Origin of the sequence: Virgibacillus salexigens, from assembly GCF_014905415.1 — a bacterium.
GTDB lineage: Bacteria > Bacillota > Bacilli > Bacillales > Amphibacillaceae > Virgibacillus > Virgibacillus salexigens.
This window is the reverse complement of sequence record NZ_BNEO01000001.1, coordinates 280806-302738: the sequence shown is the minus strand read 5'-3', so window position 1 is coordinate 302738 and position 21933 is coordinate 280806. Positions and strand designations below refer to the sequence as shown.

The 21933-nt window shown below is 37.7% G+C and carries 17 protein-coding genes and 1 pseudogene; 15 read left to right on the top strand and 3 right to left on the bottom strand.

What is annotated here, in order from left to right; genetic code table 11:
* The first annotated feature begins 139 nt into the window (after positions 1–139).
* The 13 genes and pseudogenes from JKP73_RS01530 (at position 140) to JKP73_RS01475 (ending at position 13888) form a co-directional block, all read left to right on the top strand.
* On the top strand, positions 140–2176 hold the full coding sequence (locus JKP73_RS01530; RefSeq protein WP_074436638.1) for a glycoside hydrolase family 3 protein: 2037 nt from the start codon (positions 140–142) through the stop codon (positions 2174–2176).
* Positions 2177–2205: 29 nt separating this feature from the next.
* Complete coding sequence (locus JKP73_RS01525) at positions 2206–2715, top strand: hypothetical protein (RefSeq protein ID WP_021289169.1); 510 nt, start codon at positions 2206–2208, stop codon at positions 2713–2715.
* Positions 2681–3247 carry a signal peptidase I SipW gene (gene sipW, locus JKP73_RS01520; RefSeq protein WP_038242926.1) on the top strand — a complete coding sequence of 189 codons (567 nt, stop codon included), beginning with the start codon at positions 2681–2683 and terminating at the stop codon, positions 3245–3247. Before JKP73_RS01525 ends, sipW begins: the two co-directional genes overlap by 35 nt.
* 43 nt (positions 3248–3290) lie before the next feature.
* Positions 3291–3878, top strand: coding sequence for a CalY family protein (locus JKP73_RS01515; protein ID WP_038242928.1), 588 nt, complete (start codon positions 3291–3293; stop codon positions 3876–3878).
* Between the two features lie 34 nt (positions 3879–3912).
* Positions 3913–5400: a serine hydrolase domain-containing protein gene (locus tag JKP73_RS01510; protein WP_200410818.1), complete on the top strand. Its 1488-nt coding sequence runs from the start codon at positions 3913–3915 to the stop codon at positions 5398–5400.
* 146 nt (positions 5401–5546) lie between these two features.
* Positions 5547–6803: pseudogene (locus JKP73_RS01505) on the top strand (exo-beta-N-acetylmuramidase NamZ family protein); the annotation flags it as partial.
* 6 nt (positions 6804–6809) lie between these two features.
* The gene (locus JKP73_RS23700) at positions 6810–7067 is read left to right on the top strand and encodes an FIMAH domain-containing protein (RefSeq protein WP_373308302.1); all 258 of its coding nucleotides are present in this window, start codon (positions 6810–6812) and stop codon (positions 7065–7067) included.
* 173 nt (positions 7068–7240) lie between these two features.
* Positions 7241–8359, top strand: coding sequence for an endonuclease/exonuclease/phosphatase family protein (locus JKP73_RS01500; RefSeq protein WP_234447035.1), 1119 nt, complete (start codon positions 7241–7243; stop codon positions 8357–8359).
* A gap of 469 nt (positions 8360–8828) precedes the next feature.
* Positions 8829–10328 (top strand): sodium/proline symporter PutP, encoded by a 1500-nt coding sequence (gene putP / locus JKP73_RS01495; protein ID WP_021289161.1) that lies wholly within the window; start codon positions 8829–8831, stop codon positions 10326–10328.
* 19 nt (positions 10329–10347) lie between these two features.
* Entirely contained in the window at positions 10348–11301 is a 954-nt protein-coding gene (locus JKP73_RS01490) for an agmatinase family protein (protein WP_160806622.1), read from the top strand.
* A gap of 201 nt (positions 11302–11502) precedes the next feature.
* A complete protein-coding gene (locus JKP73_RS01485) occupies positions 11503–11757 on the top strand; it encodes a hypothetical protein (RefSeq protein WP_021289159.1) in 255 nt (84 codons plus the stop codon).
* Between the two features lie 170 nt (positions 11758–11927).
* On the top strand, positions 11928–12863 hold the full coding sequence (locus tag JKP73_RS01480) for a DMT family transporter (protein WP_160806621.1): 936 nt from the start codon (positions 11928–11930) through the stop codon (positions 12861–12863).
* Positions 12864–13009: 146 nt separating this feature from the next.
* A complete protein-coding gene (locus JKP73_RS01475; RefSeq protein WP_200410816.1) occupies positions 13010–13888 on the top strand; it encodes an alpha/beta fold hydrolase in 879 nt (292 codons plus the stop codon).
* 177 nt (positions 13889–14065) lie between these two features.
* On the opposite strand, the gene JKP73_RS01470 is transcribed toward JKP73_RS01475, so the two are convergent.
* Positions 14066–15400 (bottom strand): short-chain fatty acid transporter, encoded by a 1335-nt coding sequence (locus JKP73_RS01470; RefSeq protein WP_021289155.1) that lies wholly within the window; start codon positions 15398–15400, stop codon positions 14066–14068.
* Between the two features lie 406 nt (positions 15401–15806).
* Here JKP73_RS01470 and hag point away from each other — a divergent pair, with 406 nt between their 5' ends.
* Positions 15807–16667, top strand: coding sequence for a flagellin Hag (hag, locus tag JKP73_RS01465; protein WP_021289154.1), 861 nt, complete (start codon positions 15807–15809; stop codon positions 16665–16667).
* 154 nt (positions 16668–16821) lie between these two features.
* The gene (locus JKP73_RS01460; RefSeq protein ID WP_188943126.1) at positions 16822–19272 is read left to right on the top strand and encodes a YheC/YheD family protein; all 2451 of its coding nucleotides are present in this window, start codon (positions 16822–16824) and stop codon (positions 19270–19272) included.
* Between the two features lie 119 nt (positions 19273–19391).
* On the opposite strand, the gene JKP73_RS01455 is transcribed toward JKP73_RS01460, so the two are convergent.
* Positions 19392–20849: an aldehyde dehydrogenase family protein gene (locus JKP73_RS01455; protein ID WP_021289152.1), complete on the bottom strand. Its 1458-nt coding sequence runs from the start codon at positions 20847–20849 to the stop codon at positions 19392–19394.
* Positions 20850–20864: 15 nt separating this feature from the next.
* A complete protein-coding gene (locus tag JKP73_RS01450) occupies positions 20865–21728 on the bottom strand; it encodes a methyl-accepting chemotaxis protein (RefSeq protein WP_021289151.1) in 864 nt (287 codons plus the stop codon).
* Positions 21729–21933: the final 205 nt, after the last annotated feature.

The window sequence follows — 21933 nt, the reverse complement described above, 5'->3', positions numbered from 1 at the left end:
AAATACGCTCGGGAAGGCAGGTGTTTTTGTTTCGAATATCACATTCTTTTTTATGTAATGTAAAACGTTGATTGTTAGATGCAGCATGTTATTAGGTAGACTTCCATTTTAGTAGTAACCATTGAAGGAGGTAATACCATTGAAACGTTACCGAGCGATTTTACTCTTTTCCGTAATCCTTGTTTTGGTTATTGGACCGTTCTCTAAGATTTCAGCAAATCAGACAAACAAGGAAGGAACAGGTGACGATGAGATTAGGGAAATCATCGATGGGATGACATTAGAAGAAAAAATTGGACAACTCTTTATTGTTCATGTTTATGGACAAACCCCAACAGATTCTGATTATGAGGAGATAAATCTTCGAAATAATCGCGGAGGGAAGAACTTTCAGGAAGTCATCGAAAATTACCATGTCGGTGGAATTATTTATTTTAACTGGACGGATAATATCGGCATGCCGCTCGATGCGGTTCAAGTAAATAGCTTATCAAATGGATTACAACAAATTGCAATGGATCAGTCGGCAGAAATTCCATTATTTATTTCAACAGACCAAGAAGGTGGAATTGTTCAAAGGGTAACAAGTCCAGGAACTGTCTTTCCAGGAAATATGGCACTAGGTGCGACCCGCTCTGAAGCCTATGCATCCCGTACGGGAAGTATACTTGGCAATGAATTAACGAGTTTAGGAGTTAATATGAATTTCGCACCAACAGTGGATGTCAATATGAATCCAGAAAATCCAGTTATAGGTGTCCGTTCGTTTGGCGAAGATCCAGATCTTGTTTCTAAATTAGGTGCTGCTCAAATTAATGCTTATCAAGATCAAAACGTGATTGCTTCTGCAAAGCATTTTCCAGGACATGGTGATACAGCTGTTGACTCTCATTATGGTTTACCGATTATAGATCATGATTTGGAAACATTACATGAAGTAGATTTGAAACCGTTTAAAGAAGCGATCGATAACGGAATACAATCAATTATGACTGGTCATATCGTAGTTCCTGCATTAGATGATTCAGGATTGCCTGCTACGCTATCGAAACCGATTTTAACTGATTTATTGCGTGAAGAACTGGGATTTGAAGGATTAATTATTACAGATAGTCTTGGAATGTCAGGTGCCAATGTTGTTCCACCAGAACGCGTTCCTGTAGAAGCGTTTAAAGCCGGTGCTGATATTTTACTCAATCCACCGAATGTTGAGGTTGCTTTTAATTCTATGCTAGAGGCAGTAGAAACTGGTGAAATTAGTGTAGAACGGTTGGAAGCATCCGTTCATCGAATACTAGCTGCCAAAATGAATAATGGGTTGTTTAATGACCCATATACAGATCCTGGAGCAATAGAGAGTATTGGATCTTCAGATCATTTAAATGCTGCTCAGGAGATGGCAGATCGTAGTGTAACACTAGTAAAAAATAGTGACGATGTTCTCCCATTCCAATCATCCGACTCCGTTTTTGTGACAGGTCCATCTATGGCTAAGCCAGATAGACTAACAGATTTACTAGTGGATCAAGGAATTCATGTGGAAGGGTTTTCGACAGCTGCTTCGCCAACAGAGGAAGAGATTAATGAAGCTGTTGCACGGGCTGAAGAGGCTGATAAAGTGCTAGTCACAACCTATACAGCCAATACCAATGAACAGCAGCAGCAGTTCGTTCAAGCATTAGAAGACACAGGAAAACCAGTAATTGTTTCCGCTCATCGGAATCCGTATGATGTAATGGCATTTCCTGAAGTGGAGGGGTATCTAAGTACCTATAGTTATATGGATGTATCCATAAATGCTGTTGCTAATGTACTCACTGGCGAGCTAAACCCATTTGGGAAATTACCTGTGACGATCCCAGATATGTATGAGATTGGTCATAGCATAGACTATATTGATACGGAGCTTAGTGCAGATGGAATGAAGGAGTTAGCTGCGGAGCTTGCTAGTCAAGGCGAGTTTTCGAGTGATGTGGAACGTAAATTATCTCTTCATTTAACAGCTGTCAGTCGATTTGAACGTAAACAAGCTGCAGATAAAGTGGTGAAACATATGGAAGGTTTTCAAGATTTGATTCAGCATCAACTAGCAAATAACGCGATCTCCGACAAAGCGTTTAGCTATCTAGATACAGAAGCTATTCACTTAATAGAAACCTGGAATGAAAACGATTGACTTGTTTCAAATAGCAGGAGGAATATACGTTGAATAACAAACAGAGAGAGAGCAGAAATAAACCGTTTTCTAAACGTATCACCATTCGATTCATAACATTACTGTATCTCATGTTTATCATCGTGAGCCAATTGTCATCTCCTACTAGTGCATCCTTTACGGCAACAAGTACTGTTCAAGGAAGTTTGACAGCTCATGAAATAATCCAAGTAGATCATGCAGAGGAGATAAAACAGAAAAAGGAATCATCTGATGATTCTAAACCAGAGCTAAAAGAACGTTCAGAAGAACAAGGGTTAGATCAGAAAAAAGAAGATAAAGAACAAAAGAAAGAAACGGTTGAGGAAAAAGAACAACTGGAAAAGAAAACAGTTAAGGACCAACAATCCGAACCCAAACCATCCTCAAATATAAATCAAGACAAAACAGAAGCTCAAGATGCAAACGACGAATCAAGTACAGTAGACATCGAGGCCTCTGATTCAGATGGGAGTGATAAGCCAAATGAACAGCAGACAGATGCTGAAGCGAATCGGTAATTTACTCACTACTCTTTTATTTATCCTGTTGCTTTGTATGCTATTTCTGGTTCTTGTATCAAAGGCAACTGGCAATGAGGCGAATTTATTTGGTTATCAGCTAAAGACGGTTTTATCTGGTTCCATGGAGCCGAATATTGAAACAGGCTCAATAATAGCTATTCATACGGAAGGGGATAAAACACAATTCCATTCAGGTGATGTCATTACGTTTAGGACAGAAGACGATATGCTGGTAACCCATCGTATAGTAGAAGTTATTGATAATGGCAATCAATATATTACAAAAGGCGATGCTAATGATGGAAAAGACTTAAATCCAGTTCTTTCCCAAAATGTTGTTGGTACGTATAGCGGATTTACGATTCCGTATATTGGTTACATTATGAATTTTGCTGAAACAAAAGAAGGAGCAGCATTATTGTTGATTTTACCTGGAATTCTTCTGCTTGGTTATGCATTATTTACTATTCGCCGAACCATTAAAGAAGTGAAACAACTAATTGATGATAAAAATATGCGAACAGAGTGAATCACAGATTATACCATTTATGAATATAGGGGAGGAATTTTCAATGAATATTAAAAAACAATTAGGAACAGGGATTCTATCAGCGGCACTCGGTTTATCGCTTATTGGCGGAGGAACTTATGCTTATTTCAGTGATAGTGAAACGACGAATAATACGTTTGCTGCTGGCACACTAGATTTGGTAGCTGAGCCTACTGAAATTATTCAAGTTGAAAATATTAAACCAGGAGATTCGATGATTCGTGATTTTGAACTGCAAAATAATGGATCATTGGATATTGATAAAGTGTTACTTGCTACAGATTATAACGTTGCGGATGCGAGTGGCGATAATACAGAAGATTTTGGTCAACATATTCAAGTAGAGTTTTTATATAATGCAGATAAATTGGATGAAGTTATTTATGAAACGACATTAGCTGAGTTAAAAGAAATGACACCGGAAGCCGTTAACGAACACGTATTTGATCCATTGCTTGGAGAACAAGGGCTTCCTGTTGATTCGATTGATGATTTGGTCGTTAAATTTAATTTTGTGGATAACGGAGAAGATCAAAATCAGTTTCAAGGAGATTCTTTGAATTTAGAATGGACTTTCACTGCGACACAAAGTGCTGGTGAGGAAAAATAATTGAACTAGCAATAGATAGGAGTAGTGAGTTGAAATGAAAAAACGAACCATCCCTTTCATGATAGTTATGACGTTGATCCTTAGTTTTTGTATTTCTAGCATGGACATGAGTCATGCAGCTGCAAACCAATTAGTTCCAGATAACCCCAATCGAGTACAAATGCTGGAAGAGCCATTAGCAGATATTGATCAAGCGATAGAAGAAGCTATCTCAGAGCAAGTCATGCCTGGAGCAGTGGTGTTGGTGGCTAAAAACGGAAAAATCGTTAAACATAACGCTTATGGTTATGCGGCGCGCTATACGGATGCTGATTTTACAGAAATGGAGAATCCGGTCATGATGCAAGAAGACACCATTTTCGATATGGCATCGATATCTAAATTATTTACAGCAACTGCTGTTATGCAGTTATGGGATCAAGGAATATTTGAATTAGATGATCCTGTAGCAGAGTATATACCAGAATTCGCTGTCAATGAGAAGGAAGAAGTGACGATCCGTCAATTGCTTACCCATACGTCTGGTTTCGCGCCAAGTCCTTCAGAATCACTATATTTAATAGAAGGGGATCGGGAGGATCGACTAGACTTTGTACTGGAAGAACCATTGGAAAATCAGCCAAATACAGAGTATGTCTATAGCGATGTCAATTATCTAACATTAGGTGTGTTAGTAGAAAGGTTAAGTGGAGTTAGACAAGATGCTTTTGTATCTGAATATATCACCGAGCCACTAGATATGGAAGATACAATGTACAATCCACCTGCTTCATTAAGAGATCGGATAGCTGCTACAGAATACCAGCCATGGACAGAACGAGGTCTTGTATGGGGAAGCGTTCATGATGAAAATGCTTGGTCACTAGATGGCGTTGCAGGACAAGCTGGTATCTTCAGTACAGCTACTGACTTGGCAGCTTTTGCTCAAATGATGCTTCAAGATGGCAATTACAAAGGCGAACAAATTCTTTCTGATAAAGCAGTAGAACTGATGAAAACAAATTGGAATGAGGCTTTTCCAGGACAAGATCAAGGATTAGGCTGGGAGTTAAATCAGAGTTGGTACATGGATGATTTAGCTGAAGTTAATACGATGGGGCATACGGGTTATACAGGCACATCCATTGTTGTCAGCCCAAACCAGAATAGCCTTGCGGTTCTATTAACGAATCGCGTTCACCCTACGCGGGAAACTGTTTCGACTAATCCAATCCGTAGAGAAGTCTCTGAACAAACTGCAGCTGCTATTCATTCATGGAGTGCAGAACAAATGAAGGAAATGGTTGAGATATTGAAAACGAAAGATGCATTTGCTACGAATCGGGCTGCCTATTCCCTTCAGCTTCATTTAACTGCAGTAAGCAGGTACGAAAAGCTAGATAAGTCAGATAAAGTTATTAAGCATCTAAAAGGATTCCAACAACTTATCGATGAGCAGTTAAATCAGGAAATGATAACAGAAGAGGCGTATACGACATTAGCGAATAATACTGCTTATTTACAAAATAAATGGCAAAACTAAATAAGGATGTAGCTATGTTTTTCGTCAGTTGATCTACGGATATGAAGACAGCTAGGAACTCACGTGGAAATAGGATAGTGGGACTAGCTGTCTTCTTTTTTCAAAATCAGCCAAAATAATGTAAGATTCCATAGGAGGGGGAAACAATGAAGAAAGTAGTCATTACACTGTTAAGTATCGCTTTTGTTGTCTACTCTTTATCCGTTGTTATGGCAGATAAAGCTAATGAAACAAATGAATCGGAACCAAGACAATTAAAACTTGGGGTAGAAGTTTTATTAGATGATCAAAAGGAATTAATTGAAGGAAAACGTGTTGGATTAATTACAAATCCTACCGGGGTAGATCAAAATTTAAACAGTATTGTTGACCGACTACACAATGATCCGGACGTGGATTTAACTACACTTTATGGACCGGAGCATGGCGTTCGAGGTGACGCACAAGCAGGGGAATACGTTGAATACTATATCGATGAACAAACGGGGCTGCCTGTATATAGTCTTTATGGAGAAACACGAAAACCAACGCCAGAAATGTTAGAAAATGTAGATGTTCTTTTATTCGATATTCAAGATGTCGGTGCACGTTTTTATACGTATATTTACACCATGGCCTATGCAATGCAAGCTGCACAAGAGAATGGCAAAGAATTTATTGTATTGGATCGTCCAAATCCATTAGGTGGTTATGAAGTAGGAGGGCCGGTACTTGATCCAGCGTACGCTTCATTTGTAGGGAATTATCCAATTCCATTACGTCATGGATTAACCGTCGGCGAATTAGCAAATTTATTTAATGAGGAATTTGAAATCGGTGCCGATTTAACGGTTGTAGGGATGGATGGCTGGGAAAGAGGGATGTATTATGATGATACGAACTTAGAATTCGTATTGCCATCGCCCAACATGCCAACACTAAATACAGCACTCGTTTATCCAGGGTCAGCACTCATTGAAGGAACGAATGTTTCAGAGGGACGTGGAACAACGAAACCATTCGAACTAATCGGTGCGCCATTTATAAATAGTACGGAATTTGCTCAGGCAATGAACGATTTGAAATTACCTGGCGTTATTTTCCGGGCAGCATCATTCACACCAACTTTTTCCAAACATAGTGGGACATTATCTCATGGCGTACAGATTCATGTAATGGATAAAGAGGCTTATCAGCCAGTAGTTACTGGACTTCATATTGTAAAGATGATTCATGACATGTATCCAGAAGATTTTTCATTCCGTGCTGTAAATAGTGATGGAATATCCTTCTTTGATAATTTAATTGGTAACGGATGGGTACGTGAGGCAATTGAAAATGGTGAAACGGTTGGTCAAATGATTGATACATGGTCAGAAGATTTAGAAACATTTAAAGGAACGAGAAGGGATTATTTAATCTATAAAGTGATGGTTGAAGATGTGCAAACAGCAATAGAAGAATGGGATGATAGATCAGCATTTGAAGGAGATGCCAAAGGTAAATTATTGATGCATTTAACAGCAGTTGCTCAGTATGAAGAACAAGGTCAAGCAGCTAAAGTGAGAAAACATCTGAATGGATTCAAGTTATTGCTTGATCAGCAAAAAGAGGAACAAAATATCACGGAAGCTGCGTATAAAAGCTTAATGGATTATACCAATGATATGATGAATCAATGGAAATAAAACAAATAGAGTAGTCCCCTTTCATAAATGGGGACTTTTTTCAGGTTATTTACAATGGGGAGTGATAGTGGTTGTATTTTGCCATTTCCTACAACAAACAGCATATGTGTTAGAAGCGACAATGGGTTTCTCTTGTTTTTATGAATCTTTCATGGGTAAAGGAGCGGTTTTTAATGAAGCGATTGGTTATACTTTTATTTAGTTTAATGATTATTACGATGTTCGGCAAGTCTGAAAATGTGGTGGTAGCAGAAAATAATAATCAGATAGCTATGAACGTTGCAACTTATAATATTGCCGCTGGTAGAGGTACAGATGGGGCGTATGATTTAATGCGAATTGCAGAAGCCATCCGTGAGACAGAAGCTGATATTATCGGGCTGCAGGAAGTAGATATCCATTGGGGGAATCGAAGTAATTATGATCATATGATGGAAAGGCTTGCTGAGGAATTAGATATGTATTATTATTTTGCTCCAATTTACGATTTGGCCCCTGAAACTGGTAGGGAAGAACGCAGACAATTCGGAGTAGGTCTACTTAGTAAATATCCCATTATTGATGCTGCCAATCGAGAAATTACCAGGCTTTCTACACAGGATCCCAATCCAGCACCGAGTCTTTCACCAGGATTTCTAGAAGCTACGGTTAATGTGAATGGTGCTCATGTATCGGTTTATGTTACACATTTAGATTATCGTTCGGACCCGTTTGTACGAGAAATGCAAGTAAGTGATATGAGAGATATCATGCTTGAAAACACATATTCTATATTAGTTGGCGATATGAATGCCAGGCCAACTGCTCCTGAATTATCGCCACTCTTTCAACGATTTACTGATGCGTGGGGAATAAATGAAGCGCCAGGTTTTACCTATCCAGCTACCAATCCAGATCGGCGAATCGATTATATCTTCACTTCTCAACGGATGGAAGTGGAAGGATCGCATACTTATCAAACGAATGCTGCTGATCACCTTCCTGTTGTTGCGGAAGTGAAGGTTATCCCAGGGAATCATTCTAGCTCGATTCGTGGGATGCAATCCTTAGTTGAACAACTGGCAGAACGTGGGGATTTCGCAAACGATCGAACGGTTCGTTCTATTCAGAGGCATTTAGATGTTCTCGCCTATTATGAGAAGAAACAAAGAGAGGATAAGCTAATCAAACATTTACTAACATTTAAGACATTAATCGAACAATTAAACGATCGAGATTGGTTGTCAACGGATGCTTATGAAGAAGTGCTTGCTGATACCAACTATATGATAGAATACTATCAATATGAATGATGTAATAGGACTGGGAAAAACTGTTTAGATTAAGAATTATCCCAATTTAAGAAATGAAGAGAATTATGTCTTTCTGCATGATGGAACGCTTCTTAAGTAAAGGTAGAGAATATTTCGATCTCTTATATAACGGAGAAAGAATCCATTTTGTAAAAAATGGATTCTTTTTATTTCCTGTAAGATGAGTTCATGTATAGCGTGATACAAGCTGTACGAAGACATATAAATCAATCCATCAGATTAAAAGTAAAGACTAATGCATAAAATTAGATAAAATGAAATTTTCTAATTATTATGATAAGATAAACTAGGTATAAGGTAATAAAAAAGGGGAATTTCATCAAAAAAGGAGGAAAAAGATGGAATATGCAATTAGTGGATGGACGTTATTTTGGTTTGCGATACCAATGCCATTACTTGTTGTTTGGGCAATCATTACCTTTTTTAGCGAGAGGGGGAAAGAAGATAAATGAATCCTACACTTTTAACTTTTATTTTCTATCTTATCGTAATGATCGTAATTGGTATTATTACATACCGTATGACAAATACCTTATCGGATTATGTCTTAGGTGGAAGAAAATTAAACAGTTGGGTTACTGCCTTTTCAGCTTCAGCTAGTGATTTTAGCGGTTGGCTGTTAATTGGCTTACCTGGAGCTGCTTATGCAGCAGGTCTTGGTACATGGAGTTTATGGATCGCCATTGGCTTAGCGATTGGTGCCATGATTAATTGGCAGTATGTTGCAAAGCGACTTCGAATCTATACAGAATATACAAATGATTCTATTACGCTTCCTCAGTATTTTGAAAATCGATTCAGAGATAACTCTCATTTATTGCGAGTCATTTCAGCAGCATTTATTTTAGCTTTTTTCCTTTTTTATACTGCTTCTGGTTTAGTTGCTGGTGCGAAGCTTTTTCAGGGAACCTTTGATATGGATTATCATTTAGCACTAACGGTTGGAGCAATTATTATTGTTGCATATACTTTTTTGGGAGGGTTTTTGGCTGTTAGCTACACCGATTTTATTCAAGGTGCATTAATGTCTGCAGCACTTCTTTTTACGTCTATTTATGGATTGATTGAGATTGGTGGATTTAGGGAATTGTTTAATCAACTAGGTCAAATAACACCAAGTCTAATCGATGCATTTGCCGCAACCGAATACAATCAAGTGGAAGGGGTTCTTTGGGAATCTGCAGGTGCAATTGGAGCAGTGGGAATCATTTCTGCTCTTGCTTGGGGATTAGGATATTTTGGGCAGCCACATATACTTGCCCGATTTATGGCGATTCGATCTCATAAGGAAGTTCGTAAAGCCCGGTTAATTAGTGTATCGATGGGCTTAGTGATTCCACTTTACGGGGCGTTGATTGTTGGAATGCTTGGAATTGTAACCTTTGATCAGCCGCTTGCGGATTCCGAGCAAGTATTTATTCAGCTTGTACAAGTGGTATACAATCCTTGGATCGCAGGAGTTTTATTAGCTGCTGTACTTGCAGCCATTATGAGCACGGTTGATTCCCAATTACTAGTATCATCTAGTGCTCTATCTGAGGATTTTTACAGAAGGTATTTCCGCAAAAATGCTAGTGAAACAGAACTCGTATGGGTTGGTCGCATCTCGGTATTAGTTATTGCCGTTATTGCTGTTATGATTGCATGGAATGAAACGAGTTCCGTCCTTGATTTAGTAAGTTATGCATGGGCTGGATTTGGTGCTACATTTGGCCCCGCCATATTATTTTCTTTATTTTGGCGAAAGACCTCCCGAAATGGTGCAGTGGCAGGAATATTAATTGGTGGAATTACTGTATTCCTATGGCCGTTAACTGGCTCCGAGCTCTATGAAATGGTACCAGGATTTGTTTTATCAAGTATTGCTATTGTCTTATTTAGCCTCGTTGGAAAAGGACCATCAAAAGAAATGATAGATGAGTACGATAAAGTCACAGGAGTTAAATAAATACTAGGAGTGGTACAACATGAATCAGGAAAAAATTTATGGAAATACACCATGCTTTTTAGGGGCAACCAAGTTAAAAATAAGTAGTGAACAGATACAAGATTATGACGTATTAATTTACGGTGTTCCTTGGGAAGGTGCTGTTACTTGGGGTGATTACACAGGCTGTGAATTAGGACCAAAAGCCATCCGCTTAAATTCAGCTCGCTATTCGGGGTACTTGCCAGAACTTGATCATATTGACGTACTCTCCCATTATCAACTCGCTGATTTAGGCGATGTCGATGTGGTGCCGGCAGATACGATTGAGACGATGAGACGTATTGAACAGTTTGCAAGCAGCGTATGGGATTCGAAGCGTTTCCCAGTTGCATTTGGTGGAGATCATGGCATCACCTATCCAATCGTGAAAGCATTAAGTGAGCAAGTCGACGGTCAAGTTGGCATCATTCATTTAGATGCTCATTATGATAATTATAAGGATTATGATGGGGATCTTTATGCAAGAAGTACACCATTCCATCGCATTTATGAAAGTGAAAGTGTACGCAATGAAAGTATTGTGCATATGGGAATTCATGGACCGAGGAATGCTCGTGAAACAGGAAAGTACGCAAAAGAGGTAGGAGCAACTACCATTTCGGTACGGGATGTTCGAAAGGCTACCGATATAGCACAGCTAGCTAAGGAAGCCTACGCCATTGCTAGTAAAGGGACCGAAGCGGTATACTTAAGTATTTGTAGTGACGTATTAGATTTTGCATTTAATCCTGGTGGCCCTGTTGATGGGAATGGGTTGACATCTTTCGAGTTATTAGAACTTATTCATGAATTTGCCAAACAAGGGATAAAAGGAATGGATTATGTAGAAGTGTACCCTCAACAGGATACGAATGATAATTCTTCCCATTTTGTAACGTATGCCGTGTTATATGCTTTAGCTGGAAATATCATCCATAAACAGAAAAAATGAAACAGGTAGAAATTATTTATTGGCTTAAGTGTCACAATTTTGATGCTTAAGCCTTTAAGTTGTTTGAGTAGTTCATCTTGCTTGGTCATTTTCAGCTAGTTAAAAGTAAACATCTGAGAGGAAAATCATTCTAAATACACTTGTTGCTTTTATTACAAATTGTTACGATAAAGTTACAGAATGTGTAAAGGAGGAGACAGGTTGACCAAAGATATGGTGGACGATCTGTTGCATGCTATCACTGATGTCATGGATGAACTAGAGGATATACAAACAAATAGCCAGCAAATTGACGAACTATACAGCAATCTAGAAACGAAGATGAACCACATGGAGCTACATATTCATGGACTAGAAAAGAACATAAAACATATAAATGAAAAGATAGCAGTTGTAACAGAAGGGAATTTACAGCAAGGCACAAAAAAGTTAATAGCACGAAAGGTAGTTTATTAAAAAGCGTGCATCTGCAGGCTTATTTTTTTATGTAAGGAAAAATAGAAAAATTGGTGGTTTGACCTTTATAAATCGCCGCCTTAAAGAAAGGAATTACTTCATAAGCGAGAGATACTCCATGTTCTTTGAAAGGTTTTTTTGCTATGATGAATGAAAAAAGGAGGGAGAGAATGGGGAAACGCTCCAAACAATTCATAGAAAAATTACAAAAGAATCGTACACTCATTGGAAGTTTAATATTAATCATAACGTTATTATGGGGATATGCTTGGGTGCTTATGAAGCAAGCATTGGACTACATGGGTCCATTCACCTTCTCTTCGTTTCGATTTGGTGTAGGAGCTATTACCTTATTAGTAGTGGCCTGGATCATGAAAGTGGGGCTGCCACCGAAGCAATACTGGAAACATATATTTGTCATTGGTATATTACAAACGGCTATCGTATTCCTGCTTGTCATGTATGGCTTACGTTTTGTCGATGCTGGTAAGTCATCGGTATTGCTTTATTCCATGCCAATGTGGAGTAGTTTGTTAGCAGCAAAGTATTTAAATGAAAGATTAACCCTAGCCAAATCTTCTGGATTGATTATTGGTATGCTTGGATTATTAACTATCTTAGGATGGGATATTTGGATGGGGCAATCAATCGAGATTATTATCGGGGAAGTATTAATTATTATAGCCGCTATTTCCTGGGCAATAGCAAACATCTATTATCGAAAGAAAGTACAAGATCTCCCACAGTTACAAGTATCCGCATTCCAAATGTTCTTTGGAACGATTGCCATTATGGTTGTTACGCTAATCATGGAACCCAATGAGCAGCTTTTATTAAATGCTCAAAGTATCTATTACATATTATTTACAGGTATTTTTGCCTCGGCGCTCTGTTTTACGGTATGGTTTCTTATCCTTAGTTTAATCGATATGGTATCTGCGACCATCTCGACATTATTAGTACCGATGTTTGGTTTAATTTTCTCCAGCTTCTTACTAGGTGAAAAAATTACACTTGGTGTGTTTGCGGGTTCAGTAATGATCATTATTGGCATCATTATTGCGCAAATTAATCAACCTATGCGTGGGAAACCTTTAGAAGAGTAAGTAGAAATGGTACTTCCGTTTGAAAGTGTTATTTTTTCTAAGAATAAAATATGCTCGGTTTAATCGTTCTATTTGTATTTAAGATATGATAATTAAAGCAACCTAATTTGCCACGGTATTTGTATAGAAGAGGGGGAGTATGACAAGTGAAATCTGAATCAATATATCGATGGAAGCATGGGAAGCAACGTATTCAATCGTACTATGAATCGTATTTAGATACGTTGGCAATAGAATATAAGCGAACATATGTAAACACACGATATGGTAAGACGCATGTACTGACAATAGGTCCGGCGAATGCCAAACCAATAATTATTTTACAAGGAGGAAATGCAATTAATCCGATGACGTTACAGTGGTTTCGGCAATTATTTAAGCATTATAGAATCATTGCTCCTGATACTATCGGACATCCAGGTTATAGTGATGAAGTTCGCATTTCTGCTAAAGACAAGAGCTTTGCAAATTGGATACTAGATATTATGTCGTATTTTCAAGTAGAAAGAAGTGCGTTTATTGGCCCGTCATATGGTGCGGGGATTATTCTTCGGTTAGCAGCTAATTTTCCTGAAAAAATAGATTGCGCAATTCTCGTAAACCCTGCGGGAATTCATTTAGGTCCCAAGAAAGACATGGTCAGAAAGATTCTTATTCCTTTGGTACGTTTTCATCGAACTAATTCAGAAACACATTTACAAAAAATTACAGACCATATGTCTGCTGGTATGATGAGGCAACAAGATCAACAGTTGATTGGCGAGATATTTAGATATGTAAAACTGGAAAGAAATATGCCGAAGTTGACGAAACGAAAAGAACTAGTAAACTATCAAGCACCAACCATGGTTATTACTGGGGAATCAGATGTTTTCTTTCCCGGCGTTAAGATATTCAAGACAGCCCGAAGTATCATTCCTAACCTCATAAGCTTTCATTCCTATGATATGGGGCATTTTCCATCTGATGAGTATCTCTCATCGATTAATTTAGATATAAAAACTTTTTTAACTAGGTATTATTAATAGAGGTAAAGTGTTACACAATGGAATATACGTTTATCGGGTAACACATCAGCCTCCCTAAAAGCTGTATTTGCTCTTAAGGAGGCTGATGTGATGTTGTGCACCCGTAGTAGTCTCCACCAAGTTTTTCAACTTTGCTGTCTAAAAGCTCGTTTCAGACAGCAAAGCAAGTTAAAATTAAAAGAACAATAGGCCAATAGCAATTGGAAAGAAGCTATATAGTAGTATTAGTACACAAAATCCCATGATATCACGTACTTTTAATCCAGCAATTGCAAGCAATGGCAATGCCCAAAATGGTTGAATCATATTTGTCCAAGCGTCTCCCCAGGCAACTGCCATTGCTGTCTTGGCTGTGTCCACACCTAATTCTAGGGAGGCGGGAATCATAATCGGAGCTTGAACCGCCCACTGGCCACCGCCAGAAGGGACAAAGAAATTGACGATACCAGCACTGATAAATGCAAATAACGGGAATGTGAATTCATTTGATATATTCACAAACGCCATCGACATTTGTTCGGAAAGACCAGATGTTACCATCATTCCCATAATCCCTGCATAGAAAGGGAATTGAACAATAATACCACCCGCATTTTTAACCGCACTTGTGACACTATTAAGAAAGCGTCGAGGCGTCCGATGAAAAAGGATCCCTAGAAACAACATGATAAAGTTGACAATATTAATATTTAAATCAAATCCATTTTCGATAAAGAAAAAAACGACAAATGCTAGACCGAATACGCCAATTAACAGGGATAATACTTTACTATTTTCTAATCGTTCCGCTGGCGTTAGCTCTCCCAGTGGTTCTTCTGAATTGTCGATGGAATGATTAATCTCTTCGGGTCTCCAAAGGGTCGCATTCGTATTATGTAGCGGATCTCTTGCCTTCATTAAGAAGCGGTTCAAAAATGGCAATGTAAATAATAGCACTGCTACTATAAATAAGTTGAAACTGCTGAACAAGGTATCAGAAACAGGAATGGTGCCAATCGTATCTTCCAAAAAGTGGCCTGGTGTGGCAATTAAAAGCGGAATGGAAGCAGATAATCCACCGTGCCACAGTAGGAAACCACTGTATGCACTAGCCATTAGCACACGATAGTCAACCGTTGGAACTCGTTTGGCTACATGGATTGCAAACAATGCACCAACAACGAGACCAAACCCATAGTTAATCAAGCATGCAGCAGAGGAAACAAAGGTTACCAATAAAATAGCTTGCGAAGGCGTATCGGCTATTGTACTAAGCTTACTTAATAAACGCTTCACAATGGGGGTATTGGCTAAAATGTAACCTGTGACAACAATGAGCGACATTTGCATAGCAAATGCTAATAAATCCCAAAAACCACCTCCCCAGTACGACACCATCTCTACTGGCGAACTCTCAGTGAATAGTACACCAAGAATAAACACAATAATCGTCAATAGAATGGCAAATAGAAATGCATCTGGTAAATAACGCTGCACCATTCGATCACAAAAACGCGTAATTGCTTTCATCGATTTACTCCTCTCTTCATAGATTGCTTGATAATGAGTAAATTGTTTACTTATGTTACTAGCCTCATTTGGATCAAGCTAGCTGCATTCCGAATTAACTGAGTACTTAGTGCCATTCCTACGGCACTAACCAGCCGCTTCTTTCTCTTTACTAAAAGCGCTTTCTTAAATCATAACAAATCAGTATTCTACATTATATTCTATTTTCCTATGAAAAAGAAAATATTTTATCCAAAAATGATTAAACTTTCTTCCAACATGCCGATATAAGGAATGTAATCATCTTGATGATGAATGTTTCGGCCAAACATTCGTATATTGGATAATAGCTCTCATACAAGAGCTGTTATAGATGAGGCACAAGGACGTACCTCAAAAACACTACTTACATGGAGGTAAGAAAATTATGATTATTAATCACAACATTGCGGCGCTTAACACGCACCGCCAACTATCTGGTAACAACAGTGCAGTACAAAATTCTTTGGAGAAACTTTCTTCTGGTCTACAAATTAACAAGGCTGGTGATGATGCAGCAGGTCTTGCAATCTCTGAAAAAATGCGAGGTCAAATTCGCGGTTTGGAAATGGCTTCTAAAAACTCCCAAGATGGCATTTCATTGATTCAAACTGCTGAAGGCGCACTAAACGAATCACACGCTATTCTACAACGTATGCGTGAACTTACTGTTCAAGCTTCTAACACAGGAACACAGGAATCAGAAGATCTACAAGCAATTCAAGATGAAATCGGGTCACTTATTCAAGAATTAGGTGGAGAAACTGGTAGTAAAGGTATTTCTGACCGTACAGAATTTAACGGAAAAACCTTACTTGATGGCAGTCTAGCTACTGACGGTGTGACTTTCCAAGTTGGAGCCAACGCAGGACAGCAGTTAACTGTTGAAATTGCTGACATGAGTGCAGAGGGCTTAGGTGTAAATGAAATTTCTGTGGTAGATGAGAGTGGTGAAGCATTAGACACTGCTGGTTATGATGGTTTATTAGAGAGCATTGACGAAGCAATTAACACTGTTTCCACTCAACGTTCTAACCTTGGTGCAGTTCAAAACCGTTTGGAGCATACGATTAACAACCTTGGGGCATCTGCTGAAAACTTAACAGCTGCTGAATCACGTATACGTGATGTTGATATGGCTAAAGAAATGATGAACTTTACGAAAAATAACATTTTGACACAGGCTGCGCAAAGTATGTTGGCACAAGCTAATCAACAACCGCAAGGCGTTTTACAACTACTTCGATAAACAATAACAAATAGTAGAAAAAAGGGGTCATTCCTATTAGCGAATGATTCCTTTTTTATTTACAATTAATTCGCAATTTGAATCAAACTATTCCCTTCTTCGTCCGATAATAAATTTAGAGTGATTTTTAAGGTGAATCTTAGGAGGAATAGATTTGAATGAGCTGACAGATCAACAACTTTCACAGGTAAACAATATTGTTCAGACGTTGTTGGAAGCGACTGAACACTTTCACGAGCTTATAAAACGTAAAGAAATGAATCAAAGTATTTATACACTTAGTTCCATCGTTGAGGGGTTTAGTTCAGTCAGTAATGTGATTTCATCACATAGCAATGAGTTAGATAAAAAGCGAAAAAAATTGGAGGCACAGTTACTTCAAACTGCTCAATTGTTGGAAAAGGGAAATACTACAAAGATAAGCGAAGTTTTACAATTTACATTATTACCACTATTGAAATCGATATGTGATATTACTTCGAAAGAATTTGTTGAAATAGAAGAAGATAAGGTTTGTACAATTGGAGTTTTTTCTTCGCATGGCAATCCTAGACGTTTTATTCCGAATCCTCGTTTAAATGCGCTAATTCAAGAAAGTGAGAGGCAACATGCTCGATTGTTATTTTTTGAGTCAACGGATATTGACTTTACTAAGAATGAAATTAATGCCGACATATGTGTAAATAGTAATTGGGAACGCATTCGTGTTCCCTTTCCGGATGTAATAAATAATGTGGGAACGGGAAAACGGTCATTAGCTGAAAGGAAGTTAAGAAGGGTTATTCCATTCACAAGCTATCATGTAGGTAATAAGTTCCAACTGCCGAAACTAATTGCAAAGCATAGAAAATATGCAGAATTACTAGTACCTTTTCAGCTATGCAGAAATGAAAATATTATTTTTGAATTTCTTCAAAAAAACAATAAAGTCGTATTCAAAGCACTCTCAAGTAATAGAGGAGAGAATATTTTTTTCGTTACAAAAAAGGGTTCCAGATATATTTTATCCGAACATAAAAAAGAAAAAGTATTAAGTTATGATGCTTTTACTAATTGGCTGAGGACCGTTATTTTAGGAAAGAAAGATCGCTTCATTATACAGCGTTATATTCATACGCGTACAAAGAATGGTGAACCTTATCATATTCGAGCGCATGTTCAAAAGAATGGAGAAGGTCTTTGGGTATTAACTCATATCTATCCTCGTGTAGGGAATAAAAAAAGTAATTTAAGTAATGTTGCTACAGATGGTAGAGTGGAAGACTTTCATGCTTTTTTAGAACAAGAGTTTGGAAAAAATGGGGCAACATATGAACATGATATCTTACGTCTTTCCCTTGAACTAGCACAGTACCTTGATAAACTTCATTATTTTGCATTGGATGAGCTTGGGATCGACTTAGCGATTGACGAACATGGGAAATATTGGATGCATGAAGCGAATAATGGACCACAAACGGCTTATCATGAAGAAAAGCGTGCAATTAATACAATCGCCTATGCGAGGTATATAGCAAAAAATAAGATTGTTCATAAAGACACGGTTGTTAATAGTGACTTCCAAGCCAATATATCTAACTTAGCTTTTGCTCCAACGAATGGGAATGTACGATTAGCTGTCCTTGAAAAACCAAATATTAATATTAATAAGGAAGAAGAAAATTTTCTAATTGAATTAGCGCAAACTGCAAGAAAAGAGGAAGTTAATTTTTTCACATTTACACCAAATGATATTGACTATAATGAGATGCTAATAAAAGGTAATTTTTTTGAAAATGGGAAATGGGTAGCAAAAATCGTCACATATCCAGAGGTTATCTACGACAGAACAAATTTAAGAGGAAATACAAACGTTTCGTTCTTATATGGAGAGTTAAGTGATATTCAGTTTATTAATAAATGGCCTGTTGAATATCAGTTACGATCAAATATCTATCAAAATCTTCTAGAGGAAGATAACCTTGCTAACTGTATGCCAGCTTTTAAAAGTGTAACTAGAACCAGAGATATATTTCAATATCTAGATAAATATAAAAAAGTTATGCTACGAACGGAAACGGGTTCGTTTTTGGGGGAAGCTCATTATATTAAAAAAATGGAGAATGGGAAGTACCAATTATCGCATGATAAATCATGTAAGGTATATAATGAATTACCTCTATTAAATAAATTCAAAAAATTAATCAGCGAAACAAATTTGGTTATCCAAGAGGATCCAAGAGAAAATTTGAATACAATTAGCGTACATCTAATGGAGAATCCATTTCATGAATGGGAAATGGTTAGTAGTTATGTGAAACTTCATAGCTGTTCAAAAAGTAGTAATGAAAAGGTGAGTTTAACGAATTACCTTCATTCAAAAGAAGATAGCCAAGATATGAACCATATCGAAAAGGATATACGATTGCTTTCAAGTAAAGCTGCTAGTTCTTTAAAAAGGGTATATGGGGAAAAAATTACAGAGGTAGTTGTAGAATTAGGATTGGATGAATCAAAGAATCTATTTTTATTAGAAACAGATCCTCTTGGACCCAATTATATTTACGATAAATTCGAACTATCTAAGCATATTATCCGTTATGTTAATGATTTTGTGACGAAATAAATGCTGGATAACTAAAAATCTTTCTAAGCGAAAAGCTTAGAAAGATTTTTAGATGAATAGTAATTCTAATATATTCTTATTCAAAAACCGGCATTCTCAAGTGGTTGTTTCATCTAAAATTAACTATATGGATATTGTCGTGCTTTATGTTGGATACTAATCCACTTATATGTTGTAAAAGCATCTAAACTCCAGTCACCATTTAAACGACCAAGTCCAGAATTTTTCACCCCGCCAAATGCAACATTTGGTTCGTCATTAATGGTTCCGTCATTAATATGGATCATACCAGTGTCCATTTGCTTAGCAAGTTCAGCACCACGTTCCACATTGCTCGTATGAATTGCTCCACTCAAGCCATAGTCACTATTATTCGCATAAGCAATTACTTCTTTATCACTCGAAACTTTTAAAATGGATACTACGGGCGCGAATAGTTCTTCATTCGCTATTGCCATTTCTGGTGTCACATCGGTAAAGACAACAGGTTCAACGATATTCCCTTCCACGTTTCCTTTAACAAGAGGAGTAGCACCTTCTTTAATTCCTTTTTCAACCAAAGCGACCGTTGCGTTCACTTGTTGCTCATTAATCAGAGGTCCAATAATAGTCGTTGGATCATTCGGGTTACCACAGGTTAACGTTTTTACTTTCGCTGCGTATTTTTCTACAAATTCATCATAAACATTCTCGTGGACAATTAAACGATTTGCAGACATACAAATTTGACCCTGATGGGTGAAGCGACTGAACACGGCAGCACTTACTGCAAGATCAACATCAGCATCATCAAGCACGACAAGGGCGCTGTTTCCTCCTAATTCTAAATGGGTTTCTTTCAAATGTTTTCCAGCGACTGCGCCAATATGTTTTCCAACTTTGGTAGAACCAGTGAAGGAAATAGCACGTGGAATAGGATGCTCGACAAATTGATCACCAATTTCAACAATTTCTGTCGTAATGACATTTAATAGCCCTTTTGGCAGCCCAGCTTGTTCAAAAATTTTTGCAATCATCGTTCCACCTGTAATTGGTGTATGTTCATGAGGTTTTAGGACAACGCCATTCCCAGCAGCTAATGCAGTAGCAACTGATTTCATGGACAAGAAGAACGGAAAATTAAATGGACTGATAACTCCTACAACACCTACAGGAATTCGGTATACACGATTTTCTTTATCATCAATAGGTGATGGGAGTATTTTTCCATCCATACGGAATGGAAAGGTGGAAGCTTCTTTAATAATATTTATTACTAGTCCGATTTCAAATTCAGCCTTTAATCTAGTTCCACCAATTTCTTCGATAATAATTGCAACAATTGCTTCATGGTTTTGTTCGATATACGTGACGGCTTTTTCAAATACTTCACGTTGAACTACTGGATTTGCTTTGGCCCAGATTTTCTGGACTTTGGCAGATGCTTGATAGGCTTGATCCAAATCATTGATACTAGCAGCTTGATAAGTTGCAATAGGTTCGCCATTATAAGGGTTCGTATTTTCCATCTTTGTTGAAGCAGTACCCTCGCGCCATTCTCCGTTAATGTATTGACTACTTAATTCATTGAAATTCATAGGTATCTCTCCTAGTTAGTTTTTTAATTCGAGATTTTCTTTTGCAAGTTGAGCTAATGTATGAATATTACTATTAATTTCCTGCATGGTTGCAGTAAGCTCTTCAATTGCCGCTGACTGGCTATCTGATTCTAAGTTCGCATCTTGTATATACGAATCCAAATTCGAGATTACTCCTTTAATATCGTCGGTAATTGCATGAATTTCTGAGGCTTGTTCCTTGGAGCTTGCTGCCATTTTTCGTATTTCATCAGCAACAACGGTAAATCCCCTTCCGTGTTCACCAGCTCGTGCTGATTCAATTGCTGCATTTAAACCTAATAAATTACTTTGGTCTGCAATGCCCTTTACGACATTAGACACCTTTTCGATATTTTCTACCCGATTTGTCACTTCGGTCGCTTTTTCAGAAACAAACGACATATTACTAGCTAAGCCGGTAATTGATTCCGCCATATCTTGAATCGTATTGGTCACTTCATCAAATACCATGGATAAGTTGGAAGCTACTTCGGACAGTTGATTCGCTTTTTGTACACTCAACCCAACTCCAATTCCTCCAATAACATTCCCTGATTGGTCATGCAGCGGGACAGCACGAGCGATTAAATTCACTCCAAATAACTCAGCAGGAACAATCGCTGCTTGATTTTGATTCTGGCGAATAGCGTTTGTAACAATATCTCCGTCCATTAATGGGTCACCAGGTGTTACTTTTAGAGAAAATGTCTTCGCTGGAAAATTAATTACTAATTTCTCTGTATCATAAATGCCAATCGTTATATCATCATTAATTAATTCCTGAAGAAACGGGCCCACCGTTACAAATGCTTGTAATAATGGATGTACATCTAATTCTTCATTTGTTGACACTACCATTTATCTATTCACTCCTTATCAATTTTTAAACTTCCAGTTACACTGTTTCTCCATTTGTATCGGATGGAAAGGCTGGTTGTTGAAAGGGAGTGGGACTTTGTACACAAAATATACATAAATAGGATAAAAGTCTCAATAAAAAATAACAACGATTACCAATTTATTCTTTACCTTTTGTAATAAGAGCCGATAACAAGGATAGGTA

Bases quoted from the DNA above. Each gene is read 5' to 3' on its own strand.
- JKP73_RS01470 (WP_021289155.1), bottom strand. From the start codon at position 15,400: ATGAAAGCAATTACGCGTTTTTGTGATCGAATGGTGCAGCGTTATTTA.
- JKP73_RS01450 (WP_021289151.1), bottom strand. From the start codon at position 21,728: ATGGTAGTGTCAACAAATGAAGAATTAGATGTACATCCATTATTACAA.
- JKP73_RS01510 (WP_200410818.1), top strand. From the start codon at position 3,913: ATGAAAAAACGAACCATCCCTTTCATGATAGTTATGACGTTGATCCTT.
- JKP73_RS01480 (WP_160806621.1), top strand. From the start codon at position 11,928: ATGGGGAAACGCTCCAAACAATTCATAGAAAAATTACAAAAGAATCGT.
- hag (WP_021289154.1), top strand. From the start codon at position 15,807: ATGATTATTAATCACAACATTGCGGCGCTTAACACGCACCGCCAACTA.
- JKP73_RS01515 (WP_038242928.1), top strand. From the start codon at position 3,291: ATGAATATTAAAAAACAATTAGGAACAGGGATTCTATCAGCGGCACTC.
- JKP73_RS01455 (WP_021289152.1), bottom strand. From the start codon at position 20,849: ATGAATTTCAATGAATTAAGTAGTCAATACATTAACGGAGAATGGCGC.
- putP (WP_021289161.1), top strand. From the start codon at position 8,829: ATGAATCCTACACTTTTAACTTTTATTTTCTATCTTATCGTAATGATC.
- JKP73_RS01500 (WP_234447035.1), top strand. From the start codon at position 7,241: ATGAAGCGATTGGTTATACTTTTATTTAGTTTAATGATTATTACGATG.
- sipW (WP_038242926.1), top strand. From the start codon at position 2,681: ATGAACAGCAGACAGATGCTGAAGCGAATCGGTAATTTACTCACTACT.
- JKP73_RS23700 (WP_373308302.1), top strand. From the start codon at position 6,810: ATGGTTGAAGATGTGCAAACAGCAATAGAAGAATGGGATGATAGATCA.
- JKP73_RS01490 (WP_160806622.1), top strand. From the start codon at position 10,348: ATGAATCAGGAAAAAATTTATGGAAATACACCATGCTTTTTAGGGGCA.